An 18,764-nucleotide genomic window follows, 5' to 3' on the forward strand; every position below is an offset into this window, starting at 1 on the left:
CACCCGCCAACAGCTGAGTTTCAGACTGAGACGGCGTACTCTCCCGTCCATGAAACGGACTTCCTTCGCGCAGTGGCCGTGCTCCATCGCGCGGACCATGGACCTGCTCGGGGACTGGTGGACGCCGCTCGTGCTGCGCGACGCGTTCTACGGCGTCACGCGCTTCGACGAGTTCCAGCAGGCGCTCGGCATCGCGCGCAACACCCTCGCCGACCGGCTGCGCCGGCTGGTCGACGAGGGTCTGCTGGAGAAGGTGGCGTACCAGACCGAGCCGGTGCGCTACGACTACGTGCTCACCGACAAGGGCAAGGACTTCTTCGGGGTCCTCATCGCGATGACGGCGTGGGGCGACCGCTGGCTCGCCGGCGAGGCCGGTCCGCCGATCACGACGCACCACGAGAAGTGCGGCCACGACACGCACGCCGAGGTCGTCTGCGCGCACTGCGGCGAGCCGCTCACGGCCGAGGACACGCGGATGCGCCGCGGCCCCGGCTTCCCCGAGAAGATCGCGCACCGGCCCGACGTCGAGGCGCGGTTCGCGAAGCAGGAAGCCGCGCGCTGAGGTCGCGTGCCGCGCGCTCGCGTTGACATGAGGGTCTCACTACGAAACTATCGTGGTCAGAGGCATCTTGACGGTCGAAGCTGAGGAGGCGCACCACGATGGAGTGGACCGGCGCGCGGTACGCGGACAAGCCCACGGCCGAGGCGGCCACCTGGATCGACGGCGCTCCCGAGGCGGTGTGGCCGTTCGTGTCCGACGTGCAGCGCATGCCCGAGATGAGCTCGGAGCTCCAGCGCGTCGAGTGGTGCGGCGGGGCGACCGGCCCGAAGCTCGGCGGCTCTTTCGTGGGCTACAGCAAGCACGACGCGCTCGGCGAGTGGTCGACGACGTCGTTCATCGTCGAGTGCGAGGAGCCGCGCGTGTTCGCGTGGGCGGTGGCGGACCCGGAAACGCCCACGGCGATCTGGCGCTTCACGCTCGAGCCCGAGAACGGCGGCACGAAGCTCACGCAGTGGATGCAGATGGGGCCGGCGCGATCGGGCTTGTCGTTCGCCATCGACCGCATGCCGGACAAGGAGCAGAAGATCGTGTTCGTGCGCATGCGCGAGTTCGAGAACGCGATGATCGCCACCGTCGCGGCGATCAAGGACCGCGTCGAGGCGGCGCGCTGATGCGCACCGCGACCACGGTCGAAGGCTCCGGCGGCTGGCCGGAGACGCTGGAGTTCGTGCTGGAGGCCGAAAAGCTGGGTCTCGACGTGTGCTGGGTCGCCGAGGCGTGGGGTTCCGACGCGCCGTCGGTGCTCGGGTTTCTGGCCGGGCGCACTACGCGGCTGCAGCTCGGCTCCGGGATCATGCAGGTCGGTGTGCGCACGCCGGTCGCGGTGGCGCAGGCGGCGCTGACGCTCGCGGACATGTCCGGCGGCCGGTTCTCCCTCGGCCTCGGGCCGTCGGGTCCGCAGGTGATGGAGGGGCTGCACGGCGTGCCGTTCGCGAAGCCGCTCACGCGGATGCGCGAGACCGTGGAGATCGTGCGCAGCGCGTTCGCGGGGGAGAAGATCTCCTTTTCAGGCAAGGCTTTCGAGATCCCGCTGCCGGGTGAGGCGCGGCCGATGCGGCTGTCGTCGAAGGCACGCGAGGACATCCCCGTCTACCTTGCGACGCTGTCGCCGAAGATGCTCGAGCTCACCGGCGAGGTCGCCGACGGCTGGCTCGGCACCAGCTTCGTGCCCGAAGGCGCTTCGGCGTACTTCAGCCACCTCGACGCCGGCCTCGCTCGATCCGGCCGCGTACGCGGTGACCTCGACGTGTGCCAGGGCGCGGAAGTCGCGTTCGCCGCCGACGAGGACGAACTGCGCACGATGGTCGCCGGCCGCAAGAAGGAACTCGCGTTTTCCCTGGGCGGCATGGGTTCCGCGAGCACCAACTTCTACAACGACGCCTACAGCCGCCAGGGCTGGGCCGAGGTCGCCTCGGAGGTCCGCGACCGCTGGCAGTCCGGCGACCGCGACGGCGCCGCTTCGCTGGTGACGGACGAGATGGTCCTGGGCACCACGCTCATCGGCACCGAGGACATGGTCCGCACACGGCTGCGCGTCTGGCGCGACGCGGGCGTGGACACGGTCCGCCTCTACCCGTCAGGCGACTCGCTCGACGCTCGGCTGTCGACGCTCGGTCGCGCGCTCGACCTGGTACGGCAAGTGGGTTGATCGTTCGGTTTGCCTGCGCGATCCCGGCTGTCTCCGGGATAGTGGGGCTCCCCGAACGAGGAGCCCTCCGATGCGCAAGATCGTCTCCACGTTGTTCGTGTCGCTCGACGGCGTCGTCGAGGCGCCGGACCGTTGGTCACTGTCGCACTGGACGCCCGAGCTCGAACGCATCGTCGGCGCCGGCATGTCCGACGCCGACGCGATGCTGCTGGGACGCGTGACGTACGAGGGCTTCGCCCAAGCGTGGCCCGACCGCACGGACGACCCGGGCGCGGAGTTCCTGAACAACGTCCGCAAGTACGTCGCCTCCACCACGCTCACCGCGGTCGGCTGGCAGCACAGCACCCTCCTGCCGCGCGACCTCGAACCCGCGATCCGCGACCTCAAGGCCGCCCCCGGCGGCACCATCCTCACCAGCGGCAGCGCGACGCTCGTGCGGTGGCTACTCGCCCGCGGCCTCGTCGACGAGCTGGTCCTCCTGCAACACCCCGTCGTCGTCGGCGCGGGCCGCCGCCTCTTCCCGGCCGACGGCCCGCACCTGGACTTCGCCCTCGACCGGTCGAAGGTGTTCGGCCAGGGCGTGGTGCAGCTCGTTTATCGCCCGGCCGAACTCCGTGGCTAGTTCACCTGCCGGTCCTGGCCTTCCCAGAACGGCTTGCGCAGCCTGAACTTCTGGATCTTGCCCGTCGCCGTGCGCGGGAGCTCGTCGAGGAATTCCACGCGCTTCGGGCATTTGTAGCCTGCCAAGTGCCGGCGGCAGTGCGTGATCAGGTCCTCGGCGGTCACGGGTGTGCCGTCCGTGACGACCAAAGCCGTGACCAGCTCGCCCCACTTCGTGTCCGGGATGCCGATCACGGCGGCCTCGCGCACGGCCGGGTGGGAGTTCAGGGCGTCTTCCACCTCGATGGACGACACGTTCTCGCCGCCGGTGATGATCACGTCCTTCTTGCGGTCGGCGATGGAGAGGTAACCGTCCTCGAAACGGCCGCCGTCGCCGGTGTGGAACCAGTTGCCCTCCTGCACGCGGGCGGTTTCCTCCGGGTTCTCCCAGTAGCCCTCGAGGTTCATGTTCGACTGGACGAGCACCTCGCCGTCGGCGTCGATCGACACGCGCACGCCCAGCGCCGGCGCGCCCGCGCGGCCCAGGAGCTTCGCCTGCTCGTGCGCGTCGAGGTCCTCCCACTCCGAGCGGAAGCGGTTGACCGTCAGCAGCGGCGACGTCTCGGTGAGGCCGTAGATCTGGATGAACTCCCAGCCCAGCTCGGCCCGCACGCGCTCGATGGTGCGGGTGGGCGGCGGCGCGCCCGCGACGATGATCCGCACGCGGTCGCGGCCGGGGATCTCGCCGTCCCACGCCGCGGCGCCGTCGAGCGCCGCGGTGACCACGGCGGGCGCGGCGCACATGATCGTTACGCCGTGTTCCGCCACGCGGCGCAGGATCTCCGTGCCGTCGACCTTGCGCAGCACGATGTGCCGCGCGCCGAGGCCGGTGACGGCATACGGCATGCCCCAGCCGTTGGCGTGGAACATCGGGAGGGTGTGCAGCAGCACGTCGTTGTCGTTGAGTGTGGTGTGCAAGGCGAACGTGGTGGCGTTGAGCCAGAGGTTGCGGTGCGTCAGCTGCACGCCCTTGGGCCGGGCCGTGGTACCCGAGGTGTAGTTGAGCGTGGCGGTGGCCGATTCATCGGGCGTCCACGGCCGCGGTTCGCCGTCGCCGCCGAAGATCTGCTCGTCGTGTTCGCCGAGCACGAACACGTGTTTCGCGGTCACCGCGTCGAGCAGCGGCTTGAGTTCCGGGTCGATCAGGACGACCTCGGCCCCGGAGTGCTCCACGATGTAGCGCACCTCCGCCGCCGCCAGCCGGAAGTTCACCGGCACCAGGATGCGGCCCCAGCCCGACACCCCGAAGAACGACGTGAGCAGCCGCGCCGAGTTGTGCGAAACGATCGCGACGCGCCCACCGACGGGCACGCCCAGCGCGTCGAGGTTCGCGGCCTGCGCGCGGGCCCGCCGGGCCAGCTCGCGGTAGGTGATCGCGCCCCACGACGCCGCGGGCTGGTCGGGTTCGTCCACCACCGCGATCCGGTCCGGGTACACCGTTTCCGCGCGGTCGAGGAAATCGCGGACAGCGAGGTCGTAGAACACGTGCCGATCCCTTCGCGTTGAACGGGCAGCGCTGCCCGTGCGGCGATGATGCCCCCGCCGTGACCACCCGGCCACCCCACAAAGGAGGTGCTCAGCCGAGCAGGCCGGCCGCGCGGGCCCGGTTCACCGCCTGGATCCGGTTGCTGACGTCGAGCTTGCGCATGGCGTGCTTGAGGTACGACTTGACCGTATTGGGCAGCAGCCCGAGCCGCTCGGAGATCTCGTCGTTGGTGTGGCCCTCGCTCACGAGCCGCAGCACGTCGAGCTCGCGCGGCGACAGCGTGATCCCGGGCGGTGCCTCGGCCGGACGCAGGCGTTCGCACAGGTCGAGCAGCCGCGTGCGGGCCTCGTCGTCGTGCATCGAACCGGCGATCGCGAGGAGTTCGGCGTGCAGGTCGTGGTGTTTGCCCGGAGGTGGTGTCGTCACCCGGCGCCGGACTTCTTCCTCCACCTCGATGTCCCGCTCCAGCCGCGCGACGACGGCGCTCGCCGCGCGCAGGATCCGGTCGCCGAAGGTGATCGAGTCGCGTGTCGCCGCGTACAGCACCGCGCGCGTCGACGCGCGCACGCGCACCGGCAGCGCGACCATCGCCCGCAACTGCTCCGGCGCGACCGCGCGGTCGTACTTGTGGGTGATGCCCTGCGCGTTGAGGTAGTCGATGACCGTCGAGGGCCGCCCGAGCGCCACGGCCTTGCCGCCCAACCCTGCGCCGGTGTCGACGCGGAGGTGCTGCAGCGAGCCCGTGGCCGTGCCGCGCAGCTGGTCGATCACGAGCGTCCGCGACCCCGCCGACACAGGCCCGCCCATCGCGACCGGCAGCCCGGTCACGCGCTGGAGCGCCTGCAGCGCGCCGGCGACCAGGGGGCTGGCCGTCAGCGCGAGCCTGCCCGATGGCGTCATGGGCACCGTCCCTGGACCTGTCGCTTGACCTGCGGCTTGCGGCTTTGCCGAGGCGTCCACCGTACGTGATACGTCGCGTTCGGACTACCGGTGTGGTTCCGTGGTGCGGTGGATTTCGATACCGTCGCCGACGACCTCTACGCGGGTGAGCCCGCGGACTTCGTCGCGTCGCGCACAGCCGCGGCGAAGAAAGCGAAGCAAGCGGGCGACGCGGAACTCGCGCGCCGCATCCAGGCGCTGCGCAAGCCGACGACCGCGGCCTTCTTCGTCAACCGGCTGGCCCGGGACGGCTCTTCGGCGCTGAAGGAGCTGGCCGACCTGGGCGAACGGCTGCGTGCCGCCCACGCGAGCCTCGCCGGCGAGCAGCTGCGGGAGCTGGCGCATCGGCGGGCCGAGCTGGTGCGTGGGGTCTTGCGCGACGCGCCGGACCTGAGCGACTCCGTCGCGCGCGAGGTGGAGGAGACCCTGGAGACGGTCGTGGCGGACCCGGACGTCGCGCGGCTCGTGCTGGCGGGGCGGCTGACGTCGGTGGCGCACCAGGACGTGGACCAGTGGCTGTCGTTGCCTGCCGCTGCGTCGGGTCAGCGGAAGACCCAGCAGAAAACCGAGAAAAAACCCGCACCCGCCAAGGAAAAAACCCGCCGCAAACAAGCCGACGAGAAGGCCGCGCGCGAGAAGTCCGAACAGGACCGCGCCGACCGCGAACGGGAACGCGCCGCCCGCGAAGAGTGGCAGCGCAAGGCGTCCGCCGCCACACGCGAACGAGCCGAAGCCTCGCGAACCCTCGTGCGCACCGAACGCATCGCCGAACAGGCCGACGCCCGCCTGGCCGAACTGCGCGAACGCCTGGCCGACGCGGAAGAACGCGCCGCCCGCGCGGCCAAAGACCTCTCAGCGGCACGGGCGGCGTTCGACAAGGCCGACGAGGCAGTACAGCAGTTCGCTCACACGAGCACTCCGGCGAGCCGCCGCTAGCCCGTCTCAGAGGCCCGAAAACAAGCGGCGGCGAATCCGTGGATAACTCCAGGGCGCCGCCGCGGATCGCGTCACGAGCAGGCGGCCTGGCGGACGGCGGGCCGGAGTTGGCTCCGGAAACATTGCCTCGGGGTGGGAGGCGAGTGCGCCGGCCGGGCTCGATCTGGCCGTTGAGCAGCACGGAGAAGGCGGGGTGGGGCAAGCCGCCGTCCACGTGGCGGCCCTCAGCGTTCGACCGCATCGGCGTCCGCGCGGTTTTTGTCGGTCCTCTCCACATACCGGGTGAAGCGGGAGTTGATCACCGCGTCGAGGAGCTGGGCTGCCAGGACCAGCTGTTCCATGGCGCTGGTATCCGGGCCGGACAGGACAGAATGCGGCGCTTCGGTGCTGCGGATGAAGGGGGAGAAGCGGATGCCGCTGGCCGACGAGATGCTCAACGACGCGGTCGTCAGGGGGCTGCTCGCGTCGATGGAGGCGGCGGCGCCCGGCGTCGCCTTCGGGGAGCTTCGCCGGGTCCGCCTGGGTGGGCTCGGGCTGCGGCAGCGCACGGACGCGGTGCGCGACGCACTGCTGGCCGACCTGCCGGGCGGCTATCGCGAGCTCTCGGACGTCGTGGAACGGGCGCTGGCCGACGAGGCCTTCTCCGGCTGGATGATCTGGCCCCTCTCGGAGGCGGCTTCGGCGCGGGCTCTGGCGGACGGCGGGCCGGTCGCGTTCGACGCCGCGTTGGATCTGCTGGCGGCCTTGACGCCTCGGCTGACGGCCGAGTTCGCCATCCGGCCGTTGCTCGACGCGGATCTCGACCGGGCGTTGCCCAAGGTGCTGACCTGGACTTCCGACCCGTCGGAGCACGTCCGCCGCCTGGCTTCGGAGGGCACGCGGCCGCTGCTGCCGTGGGCACGCCGGGTGGGCGCGATCATCGCCCGGCCGGGCGTCACGGCGCCGATCCTCGACGCGCTGCACCGCGACTCGTCGGCGTACGTGCGGCGTTCGGTCGCCAACCACCTCAACGACGTGAGCCGCGCGCGTCCTGACGTGGCGGTGGCCGCGGCCGGCCGCTGGGTGGACGCTTCCGACGACAAGCAGACCGCGCAACTCGTCCGCCACGGCCTGCGCACCCTGGTCAAACAAGGCGATCCGGGCGCGCTGGCGCTCCTCGGCTTCGCGCCACCGTCCGGCATCACCTTCGACGGTCTCGTGCTCTCGGCGCCCTCGGTGTCCATCGGCGACGAGCTGGGGTTCACCGGCACGCTGCGCAACACGGGCGACGCACCGATGAACCTGGTCGTCGACTACGTCGTGCACCACCGCAAAGCCAACGGCGCCACCACGCCGAAGGTTTTCAAGCTCACCACCCGCGTCCTGGACCCGGGCGCCGAGCTGCTGCTGGCCCGCGCCCACTCGTTCCGCGTCATCACGACCCGTGTCTACCACCCGGGTGCGCACGCGCTGGAGATCCAGGTGAACGGAACTTCGTTGGGGAAGGCGGATTTCGAGCTGCTGGCGTGAGTCCACGCTGTTGCTCCACTGTGGAGGGTCGTCGATGCGGCAGCCGCCTCGGAGCACGTGGTTCGGCGCAGTTGCTCGGCTGAGACAGGGGCGCGGCGGCTTCGTGTCGGGCGTGGCGTCGCGGGCTCGAGGCCAGTCGAGCCGCGTTCTCAGCGGAGCAAGTACCGCATCATCAACGTCCCGTCGTCCTCCAGTACCGAGGCCAGCCGGAGCCGCGCGAGATCGATGGTGTCGCCGAAAGCCGCGCGCGAGGCGAGGCCCGCGACGAGGAAGGGAGAGATCGTCAGGCGGAGCTCGTCGACGGCGCCCGCGGCCAGGAGGGACGCGAAGAGGCGCGGGCCGCCCTCGCAGTCGATGCGGGTGAGGCCGCGGGAGACGAGAGTGGCGACAGCGGAGCGGAGGTCGACGGCGTCCGTGCCGGCCACGAGCACGTCGGCGCCCGCGGCGGTCCAGGCGGCGCGCAGGTCGGGGTCGGTGCCGGCGTGGCTGATGACGATGGTGGGCACCAGGGCGTTCGTGATGACCGGCGCGTCCGGGCGCAGGGACCGGCCCGAGGTCACGACGGCGACCGGGGCGATGGGGGCCAGGCCGTGGCGGCGGCGCCGGTCGGCGGAGTGCTCGTCGGGGCGCATGCCCTGAAACCCCTCCAGCAGGGCGGTGCCCGCGCCGACGAGCACGACGTCGGCGAGGTCGTTGCCCAAGCGGTAGATCACGCGGTCGGCGGGCGTGGACAGCGAGGCCGAGCGGCCTTCGACGGTGACGGCACCGTCGGCACTCGACACGAAGTTCACCGCGAGCCACTTGCCGGGCGCCGGGTACGCGTACAGGGCCTCCAGGTCGGCCTCGGCCAGGTCGCGCGCGCCGGGGAAGATCTCCCGCATCAGACCGACCGGACCACGTGCGCCGGCGGGCGCGTGCCCATGATGCTGGCCACCATCTCCGCCACCTGTCGTGTCTCCACGACCTGGTGGGCGCGGAACATCGCGGCCCCGTGCAGTGCCGCGACGGCCGTGGCCGCGAGCGTGCCGATCACGCGCTCGCCGACGGGCACGTCGAGCGTCTCGCCGATCACGTCCTTGTTCGACAGCGCCATCAGCACGGGCCAGCCCGTGTCCACGAGCGCCTGCGTGTGCCGCATCAGCTCCAGCGACTGGTAGGAGTTCTTGCCGAAGTCGATGCAGGGGTCGATCATGATCCCCTCGCGCGGCACCCCGCGCTCCAACGCGCGCTTCGCGAGCTCCGTGGTGCCGTCGATCACGGCGCCGACCACGTCGTCGTACTGCGGCTTCGCGGCTTCGGTGCGCGGCGTGAGGCCGTTGGTGTGGGAGCAGATGTACCCCGCGCCGTGCTCGGCCGCGACGTCGAGGATCTCGGGCTCGAAGGCCGCCCAGTTGTCGTTCACGATGTCCGCGCCAGCGCGGCAGACGGCGTCCGCGACCTCGGCGCGGTAGGTGTCGACGCTGATCACGAGGTCCGGGAACGTCTCGCGTGCCCATTCGACGGTCGGGACCACCCGGGCGATCTCCTCCGCCGTGGTGACCTCGGGGCCCTTGCCGGCCGGCACGCCGCCGATGTCGATGAGGTCCGCACCCTCCGCGCACGCGCGGCGGATGGCGTCCTGCGCGCGGGTCTCGAGGTAGGTCGCACCGTTGTCGTAGAACGAATCGGGGGTGCGGTTGACGATGGCCATCACCAGCGCGCGGTCGCTGGTGAGGCGGCGGCCTCGGAAGACGAGGTCGGGCGTGTGCATGGCTTCTCCCGTACCGGAACGTCGGTTGCCGCGATCATAGGCGAGCGCACGACGGTGATACGGCGGGCAGGTGGCGGGCGGCACCGCCGAAGGCCACCTGCTCCCGGGCCGGCGACTTCAGGAGGCGAGTGCCTCGTTGATGGCGTGGAATTCGTGGGCGGTGCGAGTGGCGGAGAATTCGATCACAGTGTAGTGCGCGAGGCGCTGGACGACGAGCGGGTCGGTGGCGAGCACGGCGTCCAGCTTGCCGCGCACGCACGGGCGGGTGAGAATGACCTGATCGTGGTCGGTGTCCCCTTTTCCGGAAATCAGGAACAATCCGCGGGAGAAGTGCGTGCGCAACCACTCCGCGTGTTCTGCCAGAGCATAGTCGACTTCGTTTCGAGGCGCCGTGTAGGCGAGCAAGGCTATGTACATGTCTTCAGAGTAGAACTCACCCACGGCAGTCGCATCCTCCTGCCGAGTGGCGACGCCCACGCGTTATCCCGGAATTGCAATGCGTCCTTTACGAGCCCTTTTTTAGCGTTTTCCCCGTGGACGGCGTACGTAAATCTGCGTACGCGGGTGTCAACACCGAGCCGACGACGAAACGTTGTCGCAGCACCAAACTGACGTCATGACTCAGCCGGTGATGGACGCCGTGAGCCGCATCTGGCGGGACGGCAGGCGCGTGGAACGCGTCGCGTACGTGGTGGGGGCCGTGCTCTTCGCGAGCGGCGTCGTGAACGCGGCGGTGCTGCTGGCCGGCGACGGCACGTGGCTCGGGCCGGTGTCGCTGCGCAAGGCGGTCACGTTCGGGTTGTCGTTCGGTCTCACGCTGGCGTCGGTGGCGTGGGCGACTTCGTACTTGGCGCTGCGGCCGCGGGCTCGGGCCGCGTTGCTGGGCGCGTTCCTCGTGGCTTGCGTGGCGGAGGTCGTTCTCGTGACGATGCAGGCGTGGCGAGGGGTCCCGTCGCACTTCAACTTCGAGACCGGCTTCGACACGGTGGTGTCGATGTCGCTCGCGGCCGGCGGCGGCGTGATCGTGGTGACGGCGCTGGGCTTCACCGCCGCGGCTTTCCGTTCGCCGGGCCGCATGGCACCGAGCATGCTGGTCGCCGTGCGCTTCGGTCTGCTGATACTGATGGTCGCCCTGGCCACCGGCGCGGTGATGATCGCCCGTGGCGTCGTCGAGGCTCGCGGCGGCTCACCCGAGTTGGCCTACACGACCGCGGGTTCGCTGAAGCCATTGCACGCCGTGGCGATGCACGCGATCCTCGTGCTGCCCGGGCTCGCGTGGCTGCTGCGTTTCACCGCATTGCCCGAACGGGCCCGGCTGCGCGTCGTCTGGCTCGCCGTGGTGGCCGACGCCGTGCTCACCGCGGTGATCGGCATCGAGTCCTTCGTGGGAATTCCGCCGTTCGACGCGCCTTGGTTCTTACTGGCGCTCTCGGCCCTGGCGTCTCTCGTTCTGGCCGGCACCGTTGTTTTTTCGTTGATTCTCGGGAAAAGCCACGCCGGCTATTTCACCGCGAGCAATCCCTGAACCGCGTCGACGAGCGTCTGCCGCCGCCCCGCGCGGGCGCTCGGCAGGTGCGGCCCCAGTTCCGGGTTGGTGCTGTGCCACGCCGCGGAAAGCGCTTGGATGAGCACGAGCAGCTGCACGGGCGAAAAGTGCCCGGAGATCTCGCCTTCGCGTTGTGCCCGCCCGATTTCCCGCAGGCGCACGTCGTTGACCTCGGTGATGGCCGCGAGGTGCTCGGCGTCCGACCGCTCGAGCCGGTACCAGGTCGAGAGCCGCAACGTCTCCGGGTGCTCGTCGAAGTAGTCGAACGCCCGCCCGGTGTACCCCGCGAGATCCCCGGCGTCGAACGGCACCGCCTCGAAGAACGCCGCCGTCCGCTCATCGAATGCGGCGTCGAACAGCCCCTCCTTGCTGCCGAAGTACGAGTAGATCATCGCCTTGTTGCACCCGGCCGCCGCGGCCACCCGATCCACCCGCGCCCCCGCGATCCCGTATGCGGCGAACTCGCTGATCGCGGCTTCGAGCAGCCGCTGCTTGGTCTGTTCCGCGTCGCGCGCCATGGGGCCAGGTTACCAACCAACTGGTCGGTGAGTTGAGGTTCGGGTCACCCGCCTCGGCGCTGCCGGTTCGTAGCTCTTGGTCCGGTATCTCGGTACTCGCTGTTTCAGCAGATGAGAGTGCCTGGCTGACGAGGTGCGACAGCGTGTCGACGTATTCGGTGACGGCTTCCTCCGAGGCGAGGTACCCCGGGATGTGTGATCCCGATGGCCACCGTTCGCCTTGGGCTGCCACGGTTCTTGGCGTCAGGGCAACGGCCGAGCGTGGTGGAATCGACGCGTCCTGACGGTACCGGCCGGGGGTCTCGCCCGACATTCTCGCGCTATCGTCGGCGCATGGCGGGAATCGTCGTGATCGGGGCGGGGCCGGGGATCGGGGCGGCGGTCGCGCGGCGGTTCGCGCGGGAGGGGTTCGGCGTGGCGTCGGTGGCGCGGCAGCGAAGGGACCTCGGGGTCGACGCCGTGACCCACGTGGCCGATGTCGGAGACGAGGTGTCCCTGCGCCAGGCGCTCGACTCGGTGACCGAAGACCAAGGCTTGCCCGACGTCGTGGTCTACAACGCCGCCGCGATTCGCCGGGACGCGCCAGGGGAGCTCGACACCGCAGAGCACCTCAGGCTGTGGCGCGTCAACGTCCTGGGCGCCTACACCGCCGCGGCGCACCTCGCGCCGAGGATGGCCGAGCGCGGCCGCGGGACGTTCCTCACCACCGGCGGGATGCCCGAGCCGAAAGCCGCCTACACCAGCCTCTCCCTCGGCAAAGCCGGCCTCCGCACGGTGACGGCGCTTTTCGCCGAGCAGTACCCGACGCTGCACTTCGCCACGGTCACCGTCGCCAGGCACCGTCGAGAAGGGCACGGCGTTCGACCCGGACGGCATCGCCGAGCACTACTGGCGCCTGCACACCCAGCGCACCTGGCAGCAGGAAGTGCTGATCACGACCAACCCCAATCCCGCGTGAAGCAGCCCGCCAGGTAAAGATCCACCCGGTCCGCGAAACGGCCCAGATCGCGGCCCGTCAGCTCCGAAACCCGCGAGATCCGGTACCGCAAGGTGTTCACGTGCAGGTGCAGCGCCCCCGACGTCTGGGTCCACGAGCCGGAATGCTCCAGAAACGCTCTCAACGTCGCCAGAAGCTCGGAGCCGTGGGCGGCGTCGTACGCCACAACCGGCCCGAGCACTTTCTCACCGAAGGACCGGCGCAGGTCGTCAGGAACAGCGGCCAGCAGCAGCAGGTGCGACGCCACCTCATCACCCGCCAGCACGGCCGCGCGGCCCGGCGAGAGGGCGGCCAGCGTGCGGGCGTGACGTGCCTCCTGGAGGCCGGAGCGCAGGCCGGCCGCGTCGGGCGCGCGGCTGAGGCCGACGGACAGGCGGGCAGAGCCGAGGGCCGGTTCGATCGCGCGGACGGACTCGCGCAGGGCCTCGGCGAGGTGGCCCAGGCGGTCTTGAGCCGGGAAGAGGCCGAAGGTCTCGCCGTCGACGGTGGCCACCAGCGTGGGGGCGGGAGCCGAAGCGAGCAGCTCCTCCACCAGCACCTGGGTCAGGCCCGGCCCGCCGCCGTCGACCGCGGCCGAAAGGGTCACCACCTGCGCGGACGGCGGGAAGTCCAGTGCCGCGAGCCGCGCGGACAACGAAGCCGGAGAAGCGTCGTCGGAGAGGGCCAACCGCAACAGAGGTTCGGCCGCCCGGTTCTCGATGCGCTTGGCCTCGTCGACCCGCGAGCGCTCCAGCCCGATCAACGGCGCCAGCTCCAACGCGAGCTCGCGCCGGGAAGCAGGCCAGCGTCCGATGTCACCGGAGGCCACCAGGAACCAGCTCGCCACGCGGTGGCCCGAGCGGCTGGCGGCGGCCAGCAGCGTGACGGGACCGTCGTCCCCGGGGACGGTCAACGGGAGGCGTTCGGCGCGGAGGAACCGGCGCGCCAAGGCGGCCCGCCGAGCATCGGAAGGCGGCGAACCCGTGCCCGCGATCAGCCGGCCGGTCGCGCTCAGCACCCAGCAGTCCACGCCCAGTTCCCAGGCACCCGCGGAAACCAGCGCCGGCAGACCAGCACCGCTGGTCACAGCCGCGACGAGGCGCCGGTGTGAGTCGTGCGCGGGGGCGGAGCGCTCAGCGGCCAGACGCAGGACCACGCGCTCGGTCACCGTCGCGAACGACACCGACAGCGGGACCTCGAACAGCGGCAGGCCCACCCGTCGGCACGACTCCACCAGGTGCTCGGGCACGGGCCCGCCGACCTCCGCCGTCCCGGCACCCAGCGCGACCACGCCGGCCGCCGCCAGCACGCCGACGAACTCCTCGGCCTCGGCGGGCCCGGGCAGCCAGCGCATGCCGCACAGCACGATCTCGCCACCGCTGAGGTACCGCGTCGGGTCCTGCAGCGTCGCCTGGAAGACGCGCCCGAACTCGCGATCCAGTGCCGACTCGCCGGTGAGCAGCATCAGCCCGAGCTCCGGCGTGTCCAGCAGCGCACCCAGCCGCACGCGGCACCTCCTTCCCGGCTCAAGTAGCGCACACGCCGAGGCCGTCGTCGTTTGGAGGAACCTACGAAAAACCACCCTCGACGCCCACCTGGTTTCGGTGGATCTGCCGTGGTCCGCGCCACGTCACGGTGTGTGTACTGACCGACGAGCGAAGGGAAGGAAGACCATGGCGATCGTTCTGGGCGACAACCGCTACGGAAAGGCGGAGAACCGGGTCGTGCGCGTCGACCGCGACGGCGACGAGCACCGGATCACCGACCTCAACGTCAGCGTTTCGCTGTCCGGCGACATGAGCGACACCCACCTCACCGGCGCCAACGACAAGGTACTGGCCACCGACACGCAGAAAAACACGGTGTTCGCGTTCGCCCGCGACGGCGTCGGCGAAATCGAGGACTACGCGCTGCGCCTCGCACGCCACTTCGTCACCACGCAGGAGAGCATCCACGGCGCCCGTGTCCGCGTCGAGTCGTACCCGTGGCAGCGCCTCACGGTCGGCGGGCAGCCCGCCCACCACTCGTTCGCGCGCTCGGGTGGCGGCACGCGCACCGCGACCGTGCACTACGACGGCGATCAGGCCTGGGTGCTGGGCGGCGTCGAGGACCTCACGGTGCTCAACTCCACCGGCTCGGAGTTCTGGGGCTTCCCGCGCGACGGTTACACGACGCTGCGGGAGACCAAGGACCGCATCCTCGCCACGGCCGTCAACGCGAGCTGGCGCTTCGCCGGCGAAGACGTCGACTGGGCCAGCGCGTACGACACGGCCCTGGCGTCGCTGCTCGACGCCTTCGGCGGAACGCACAGCCAGTCGCTGCAGCAGACGCTCTACGCGATGGGTTCGCGGGTGCTCGAGACCGTGCCCGAGATCGTGGAGGTGCGCCTGTCACTGCCGAACAAGCACCACTTCCTCACCGACCTGTCGCCGTTCGGCCTCGACAACCCCGGTGAGGTCTTCCACGCCGCCGACCGGCCGTACGGGCTGATCGAGGGCACCGTGTTGCGCGACGACGCGCCGGCCGCCGGGCCGGCCTGGTCCTGAGACGGAGGCCGAAGTGGAGTTCCTGCGCCCGACCACACTCGCCGAGGCCCTCGAGGCCAAGGCGGCGCACCCCGATGCCGTACCGATCGCGGGCGGCACCGACGTGATGGTGGAGATCAACTTCGACCACCGCCGCCCGTCGGCGCTGCTCGACCTCAACCGCGTCAGCGAGCTCCACGGCCATGACGTCGAGGACGGCCGCATCCGCATCGCCGCCGCGACGCCGTACACACGGATCATCGCCGAGCTGGGCGACCGGCTGCCCGGTCTCGCGATGGCGGCCCGCACGGTCGGCTCGCCGCAGATCCGCAACCGCGGCAGCGTCGGCGGCAACCTCGGTGCCGCGTCGCCCGCGGGTGACGCGCACCCGGCACTGCTCGCGGCCGACGCGGAGGTGGAGATCGCCTCCACCCGCGGCTCCCGGCGCGTGGCGGCGAAGGACTTCTACGTCGGCGTGAAGCGGAATGTGCTCGAAAAGGACGAGCTGATCACGGCTGTCCACTTGGCTCCGGCGAGCGGGCCGCAGCAGTTCAGCAAGGTGGGGACCCGCAACGCGATGGTGATCGCGGTCTGCGCGTTCGGCCTGGCGGTGCACCCGGCCGAACGCCGCGTGGGCACGGGCGTCGGCTCGGCCGCCCCGACGCCGCGCCGCGCGTTCGACGCCGAGGAGTTCCTCGCGGGCGAGCTGGCGGCCGACGAGCAGTGGGACCGCCCGCGCGAGCTCGCCGACTCGGTGAAACGCCGCTTCGGCGAGCTGGTGGCGGCCGCGGCCGCGCCGATCGACGACGTGCGCGGCAGCGCCGACTACCGCCGGCACGCACTGTCGGTGCTGGCGCGGCGCACGCTCGGCTGGGCCTGGACCGAATACTGCGGAGGGCGGCGCACGGAATGCGCGTGAACGTGATCGTCAACGGCGAGCGGCGCCGGGCGGACAACGTCTGGGAAGGCGAAAGCCTGCTCTACGTGCTGCGCGAACGGCTCGGTCTCGCCGGCTCGAAGAACGCGTGCGAGCAGGGTGAGTGCGGTTCGTGCACGGTGTACCTCGACGGCGTGCCGGCGTGCGCCTGCCTGATCGCGGCCGGGCAGGCCGAGGGCCGCGAGGTGCGCACGGTCGAAGGTCTCGCCGACGGCGAGAACCTGGACCCGATCCAGGAGTCCTTCGTGGCGTGCGGGGCCGTCCAATGTGGCTTCTGCACGCCGGGACTCCTCGTGACCGCCCACGATCTCGTGGCGCGCACCGAAAACCCGAGCGACGCCGAGATCCGCGAGGCCCTCGCCGGGAACCTCTGCCGCTGCACCGGGTACGAGAAGATCCTCGACGCGGTCCGCCTCGCGGCCGCGCGGAAGGAGCACGCATGACGCGCCCGGCACCGGCCCGGTCGTCGCAGGAGCTGGCCGACACCGTCACCGGTGGCATCGGCACGAGCCCGATGCGGCCCGACGGCACGCTCAAGGTGCGCGGCGAGTTCGCGTACTCATCCGACCTGTGGCACGAGGACATGCTGTGGGGCGCCACGCTGCGCAGCCCGCACCCGCACGCGCGAATCGTGCGTCTCGACGTCTCCCGCGCGCTGGCGCAGCCCGGTGTCCACGCGGTGCTGACCCACGAGGACGTGCCCGGGGAGAACCGCTACGGTCTCAAGTACCAGGACACGCCGGCGCTGGCCGAGGACCGCGTGCGCTACCAGGGCGAACCGGTGGCGATCCTCGCGGCCGACCACCCGGAGATCGCGCGGCAGGCGCTCAAGCACATCGTGGTCGAGTACGAGGTGCTCGAACCCGTCACCGATCCCGAGCGCGCGGCCCACGACGAGACCCTGCCGAAGCTGCACCCCGGCGGGAACCTCGTGCGCTACCAACGGATCGTCAAGGGCGACCCGGCCGCGAAGGCCGACGTGGTGGTGTCCGGAGTCTACGAGATCGGTATGCAGGACCAGGCCTTCCTCGGCCCGGAGTCCGGCCTCGCCGTGCCCGACGACGACGGTGGCGTGGACCTCTACCTCGCCACGCAGTGGCTGCACGTGGACCAGAAGCAGACCGCGCGGGCGCTCGGCCTGCCGCCGGAGAAGGTGCGGCTCACACTCAGCGGCGTCGGCGGTGCGTTCGGCGGGCGCGAGGACCTGTCGATGCAGATCCACTCGTGCCTGCTCGCGCTGCGCACGGGCCGGCCCGTGAAAATGGTCTACAACCGCGAGGAGTCGTTCTTCGGCCACGTGCACCGGCACCCGGCGAAGATGTACTACGAGCACGGCGCCACCCGCGAAGGCGATCTCGTCTACGTGCGCGCCCGGATGTACTTCGACGGCGGCGCCTACGCGTCCAAGACCCCGGTGGTGGTCGGCAACGGCACCACGCTGAGTGTCGGCCCGTACAACGTGCCGAACGCGAAGATCGAGGGCTGGGGCGTGTACAGCAACAACCCGACGTGCGGCGCCATGCGCGGCCTCGGCGCGGTGCAGCCGACCTACGCGTACGAATCCCAAATGGACAAGCTCGCCACGGCGCTCGGCATGGACCCCGCGGACCTGCGGATCCGCAACGCGATGAGCGAAGGCTCCACCAACGTCACCGGCCAGCTCGTCGACTTCCCGGCTCCCGTGGCCGAGCTGATCCAGCGGCTGAAGGACATGCCGTTACCACCGGAGCGTGGTGAGAACGCGGACATCCGCGACCTGCCCGGCGGAGCGTCCAATGTGACCCACGGCGAAGGCGTCGTGCGTGGGGTCGGGTACGGCGTGACCATCAAGAACATCTCCTACGCCGAGGGCCTCGACGACTATTCGACCGCCCGCGTGCGGCTGCAGGTGATCGGCGGCGAGCCGGTGGCGATGGTGCACACGGCCGCGGCCGAGGTGGGCCAGGGCCTCGTCACGTTGCAGCAGCAGATCGCGCGCACCGAGCTCGGCGTGCCGCGCGTGACTGTGCACCCGGCCGACACGAGCGTCGGCGACGCGGGTTCGAGCTCGGCCTCGCGGCAGACGTACGTGACCGGGGGTGCCGTGCGCAACGCGTGCCGCGCGGTGGCCGACGCGGTGTACTCGCTGGCCGAACGCCGGCTGGGCTGCGATGCCCAAGGCATGTCGCTGGCCGCCGGCAAGATCGTGGCCCGTGACGGCGAGGTCGTCGCGTCCCTTGCCGACCTCCTGGGCGAGGAGATCCTGGAGGAGACACGGGAGTACCACCACCGCAAGACCTACCCGCTCGACCCGGAGACCGGCCAGGGCGACGCCCACGTGCAGTACGGCTTTTCCGCACACCGCGCCGTGGTGGACGTCGACGTGGAGCTGGGCCTGGTCAAGGTCGTGCAGCTCGACTGCGCGCAGGACGTGGGTAAGGCCATGAACCCCGACGCGGTGATCGGCCAGATCCAGGGCGGGTCCGCGCAGGGCCTCGGCCTGGCGGTGATGGAGGAGATCCAGGTGGTGGACGGGAAGGTGCGCAACCCGTCGTTCACCGACTACCTCATCCCGACCGTGCTGGACATGCCGCCGATGCGCATCGAGGTGCTGGAGCGGCCCGACCCGCACGCGCCCTACGGCGTGCGCGGTGTCGGCGAACCGCCCACGATCTCCTCGACACCGGCGGTCGCCAACGCCGTCCGCGCGGCGACCGGCCTCGAGCTGCCCCGGGTCCCGATCCGGCCCGAGCACATCACCGGTACCTGAAAACCGTTGGGAGAACAAGCGAA

Annotated in this window: 20 protein-coding genes; 12 read left to right on the forward strand and 8 right to left on the reverse strand. The window is 70.8% G+C overall.

Features of this window, described 5'->3' with window-relative positions; genetic code table 11:
* The first annotated feature begins 49 nt into the window (after positions 1-49).
* The 4 genes from AB0F91_RS05215 (at position 50) to AB0F91_RS05230 (ending at position 2,832) form a co-directional block, all read left to right on the forward strand.
* Positions 50-562 (forward strand): helix-turn-helix domain-containing protein, encoded by a 513-nt coding sequence (locus tag AB0F91_RS05215; protein ID WP_360594876.1) that lies wholly within the window; start codon positions 50-52, stop codon positions 560-562.
* Positions 563-660: 98 nt separating this feature from the next.
* Positions 661-1,173 carry an SRPBCC family protein gene (locus AB0F91_RS05220; protein WP_360594878.1) on the forward strand — a complete coding sequence of 171 codons (513 nt, stop codon included), beginning with the start codon at positions 661-663 and terminating at the stop codon, positions 1,171-1,173.
* Positions 1,173-2,210: an LLM class flavin-dependent oxidoreductase gene (locus tag AB0F91_RS05225; protein WP_360594880.1), complete on the forward strand. Its 1,038-nt coding sequence runs from the start codon at positions 1,173-1,175 to the stop codon at positions 2,208-2,210. Before AB0F91_RS05220 ends, AB0F91_RS05225 begins: the two co-directional genes overlap by 1 nt.
* A 70-nt stretch (positions 2,211-2,280) precedes the next feature.
* On the forward strand, positions 2,281-2,832 hold the full coding sequence (locus AB0F91_RS05230; RefSeq protein WP_360594882.1) for a dihydrofolate reductase family protein: 552 nt from the start codon (positions 2,281-2,283) through the stop codon (positions 2,830-2,832).
* Here AB0F91_RS05230 and AB0F91_RS05235 read toward each other — a convergent pair.
* Entirely contained in the window at positions 2,829-4,355 is a 1,527-nt protein-coding gene (locus tag AB0F91_RS05235; RefSeq protein ID WP_360594884.1) for an AMP-binding protein, read from the reverse strand. The two genes, AB0F91_RS05230 and AB0F91_RS05235, sit on opposite strands and share 4 nt — an antisense overlap.
* 91 nt (positions 4,356-4,446) lie before the next feature.
* A complete protein-coding gene (locus AB0F91_RS05240; RefSeq protein WP_360594885.1) occupies positions 4,447-5,256 on the reverse strand; it encodes a response regulator transcription factor in 810 nt (269 codons plus the stop codon).
* A 108-nt stretch (positions 5,257-5,364) separates the two neighbouring features.
* Between AB0F91_RS05240 and AB0F91_RS05245 the strand changes: the two genes are divergently transcribed.
* The gene (locus AB0F91_RS05245) at positions 5,365-6,231 is read left to right on the forward strand and encodes a hypothetical protein (protein WP_360594887.1); all 867 of its coding nucleotides are present in this window, start codon (positions 5,365-5,367) and stop codon (positions 6,229-6,231) included.
* Positions 6,232-6,455: 224 nt separating this feature from the next.
* Here AB0F91_RS05245 and AB0F91_RS05250 read toward each other — a convergent pair whose 3' ends face one another.
* Complete coding sequence (locus AB0F91_RS05250) at positions 6,456-6,668, reverse strand: hypothetical protein (RefSeq protein WP_360594888.1); 213 nt, start codon at positions 6,666-6,668, stop codon at positions 6,456-6,458.
* Between AB0F91_RS05250 and AB0F91_RS05255 the strand changes: the two genes are divergently transcribed.
* Complete coding sequence (locus tag AB0F91_RS05255) at positions 6,643-7,740, forward strand: DNA alkylation repair protein (RefSeq protein ID WP_360594890.1); 1,098 nt, start codon at positions 6,643-6,645, stop codon at positions 7,738-7,740. The genes AB0F91_RS05250 and AB0F91_RS05255 overlap by 26 nt on opposite strands.
* 149 nt (positions 7,741-7,889) lie before the next feature.
* Here AB0F91_RS05255 and AB0F91_RS05260 read toward each other — a convergent pair whose 3' ends face one another.
* The 3 genes from AB0F91_RS05260 to AB0F91_RS05270 all read right to left on the reverse strand — a co-directional run bounded on the left by AB0F91_RS05260 (position 7,890) and on the right by AB0F91_RS05270 (position 9,907).
* Positions 7,890-8,621: a pyrimidine reductase family protein gene (locus AB0F91_RS05260; protein ID WP_360594892.1), complete on the reverse strand. Its 732-nt coding sequence runs from the start codon at positions 8,619-8,621 to the stop codon at positions 7,890-7,892.
* On the reverse strand, positions 8,621-9,490 hold the full coding sequence (folP, locus tag AB0F91_RS05265; RefSeq protein WP_360594893.1) for a dihydropteroate synthase: 870 nt from the start codon (positions 9,488-9,490) through the stop codon (positions 8,621-8,623). Before folP ends, AB0F91_RS05260 begins: the two co-directional genes overlap by 1 nt.
* 117 nt (positions 9,491-9,607) lie before the next feature.
* Positions 9,608-9,907: a hypothetical protein gene (locus tag AB0F91_RS05270; protein WP_360595168.1), complete on the reverse strand. Its 300-nt coding sequence runs from the start codon at positions 9,905-9,907 to the stop codon at positions 9,608-9,610.
* Positions 9,908-10,121: 214 nt separating this feature from the next.
* On the opposite strand from AB0F91_RS05270, the gene AB0F91_RS05275 reads away from it, so the two are divergent.
* Positions 10,122-11,015 (forward strand): hypothetical protein, encoded by an 894-nt coding sequence (locus AB0F91_RS05275; protein WP_360595170.1) that lies wholly within the window; start codon positions 10,122-10,124, stop codon positions 11,013-11,015.
* On the opposite strand, the gene AB0F91_RS05280 is transcribed toward AB0F91_RS05275, so the two are convergent.
* Entirely contained in the window at positions 10,991-11,554 is a 564-nt protein-coding gene (locus AB0F91_RS05280) for a TetR family transcriptional regulator (protein ID WP_360594894.1), read from the reverse strand. The genes AB0F91_RS05275 and AB0F91_RS05280 overlap by 25 nt on opposite strands.
* A 333-nt stretch (positions 11,555-11,887) precedes the next feature.
* Between AB0F91_RS05280 and AB0F91_RS05285 the strand changes: the two genes are divergently transcribed.
* On the forward strand, positions 11,888-12,529 hold the full coding sequence (locus tag AB0F91_RS05285; protein WP_360594896.1) for an SDR family NAD(P)-dependent oxidoreductase: 642 nt from the start codon (positions 11,888-11,890) through the stop codon (positions 12,527-12,529).
* Here AB0F91_RS05285 and AB0F91_RS05290 read toward each other — a convergent pair.
* Complete coding sequence (locus tag AB0F91_RS05290) at positions 12,487-14,037, reverse strand: helix-turn-helix domain-containing protein (protein WP_360594898.1); 1,551 nt, start codon at positions 14,035-14,037, stop codon at positions 12,487-12,489. The two genes, AB0F91_RS05285 and AB0F91_RS05290, sit on opposite strands and share 43 nt — an antisense overlap.
* Positions 14,038-14,203: 166 nt before the next feature.
* Here AB0F91_RS05290 and pucL point away from each other — a divergent pair, with 166 nt between their 5' ends.
* From pucL to pucD, 4 genes are read left to right on the forward strand one after another with little or no spacing between them, the layout of a single operon-like run.
* A complete protein-coding gene (pucL, locus tag AB0F91_RS05295) occupies positions 14,204-15,076 on the forward strand; it encodes a factor-independent urate hydroxylase (protein ID WP_360594900.1) in 873 nt (290 codons plus the stop codon).
* Positions 15,077-15,089: 13 nt separating this feature from the next.
* A complete protein-coding gene (locus AB0F91_RS05300; RefSeq protein WP_360594902.1) occupies positions 15,090-15,974 on the forward strand; it encodes an FAD binding domain-containing protein in 885 nt (294 codons plus the stop codon).
* The gene (locus tag AB0F91_RS05305) at positions 15,965-16,435 is read left to right on the forward strand and encodes a (2Fe-2S)-binding protein (RefSeq protein WP_360594903.1); all 471 of its coding nucleotides are present in this window, start codon (positions 15,965-15,967) and stop codon (positions 16,433-16,435) included. Before AB0F91_RS05300 ends, AB0F91_RS05305 begins: the two co-directional genes overlap by 10 nt.
* Positions 16,432-18,741 (forward strand): xanthine dehydrogenase subunit D, encoded by a 2,310-nt coding sequence (gene pucD, locus AB0F91_RS05310; protein WP_360594904.1) that lies wholly within the window; start codon positions 16,432-16,434, stop codon positions 18,739-18,741. Before AB0F91_RS05305 ends, pucD begins: the two co-directional genes overlap by 4 nt.
* Positions 18,742-18,764: the final 23 nt, after the last annotated feature.

Origin of the sequence: Amycolatopsis sp. NPDC023774, assembly GCF_040639695.1 — a bacterium.
In the GTDB taxonomy this organism is placed as follows: domain Bacteria; phylum Actinomycetota; class Actinomycetes; order Mycobacteriales; family Pseudonocardiaceae; genus Amycolatopsis.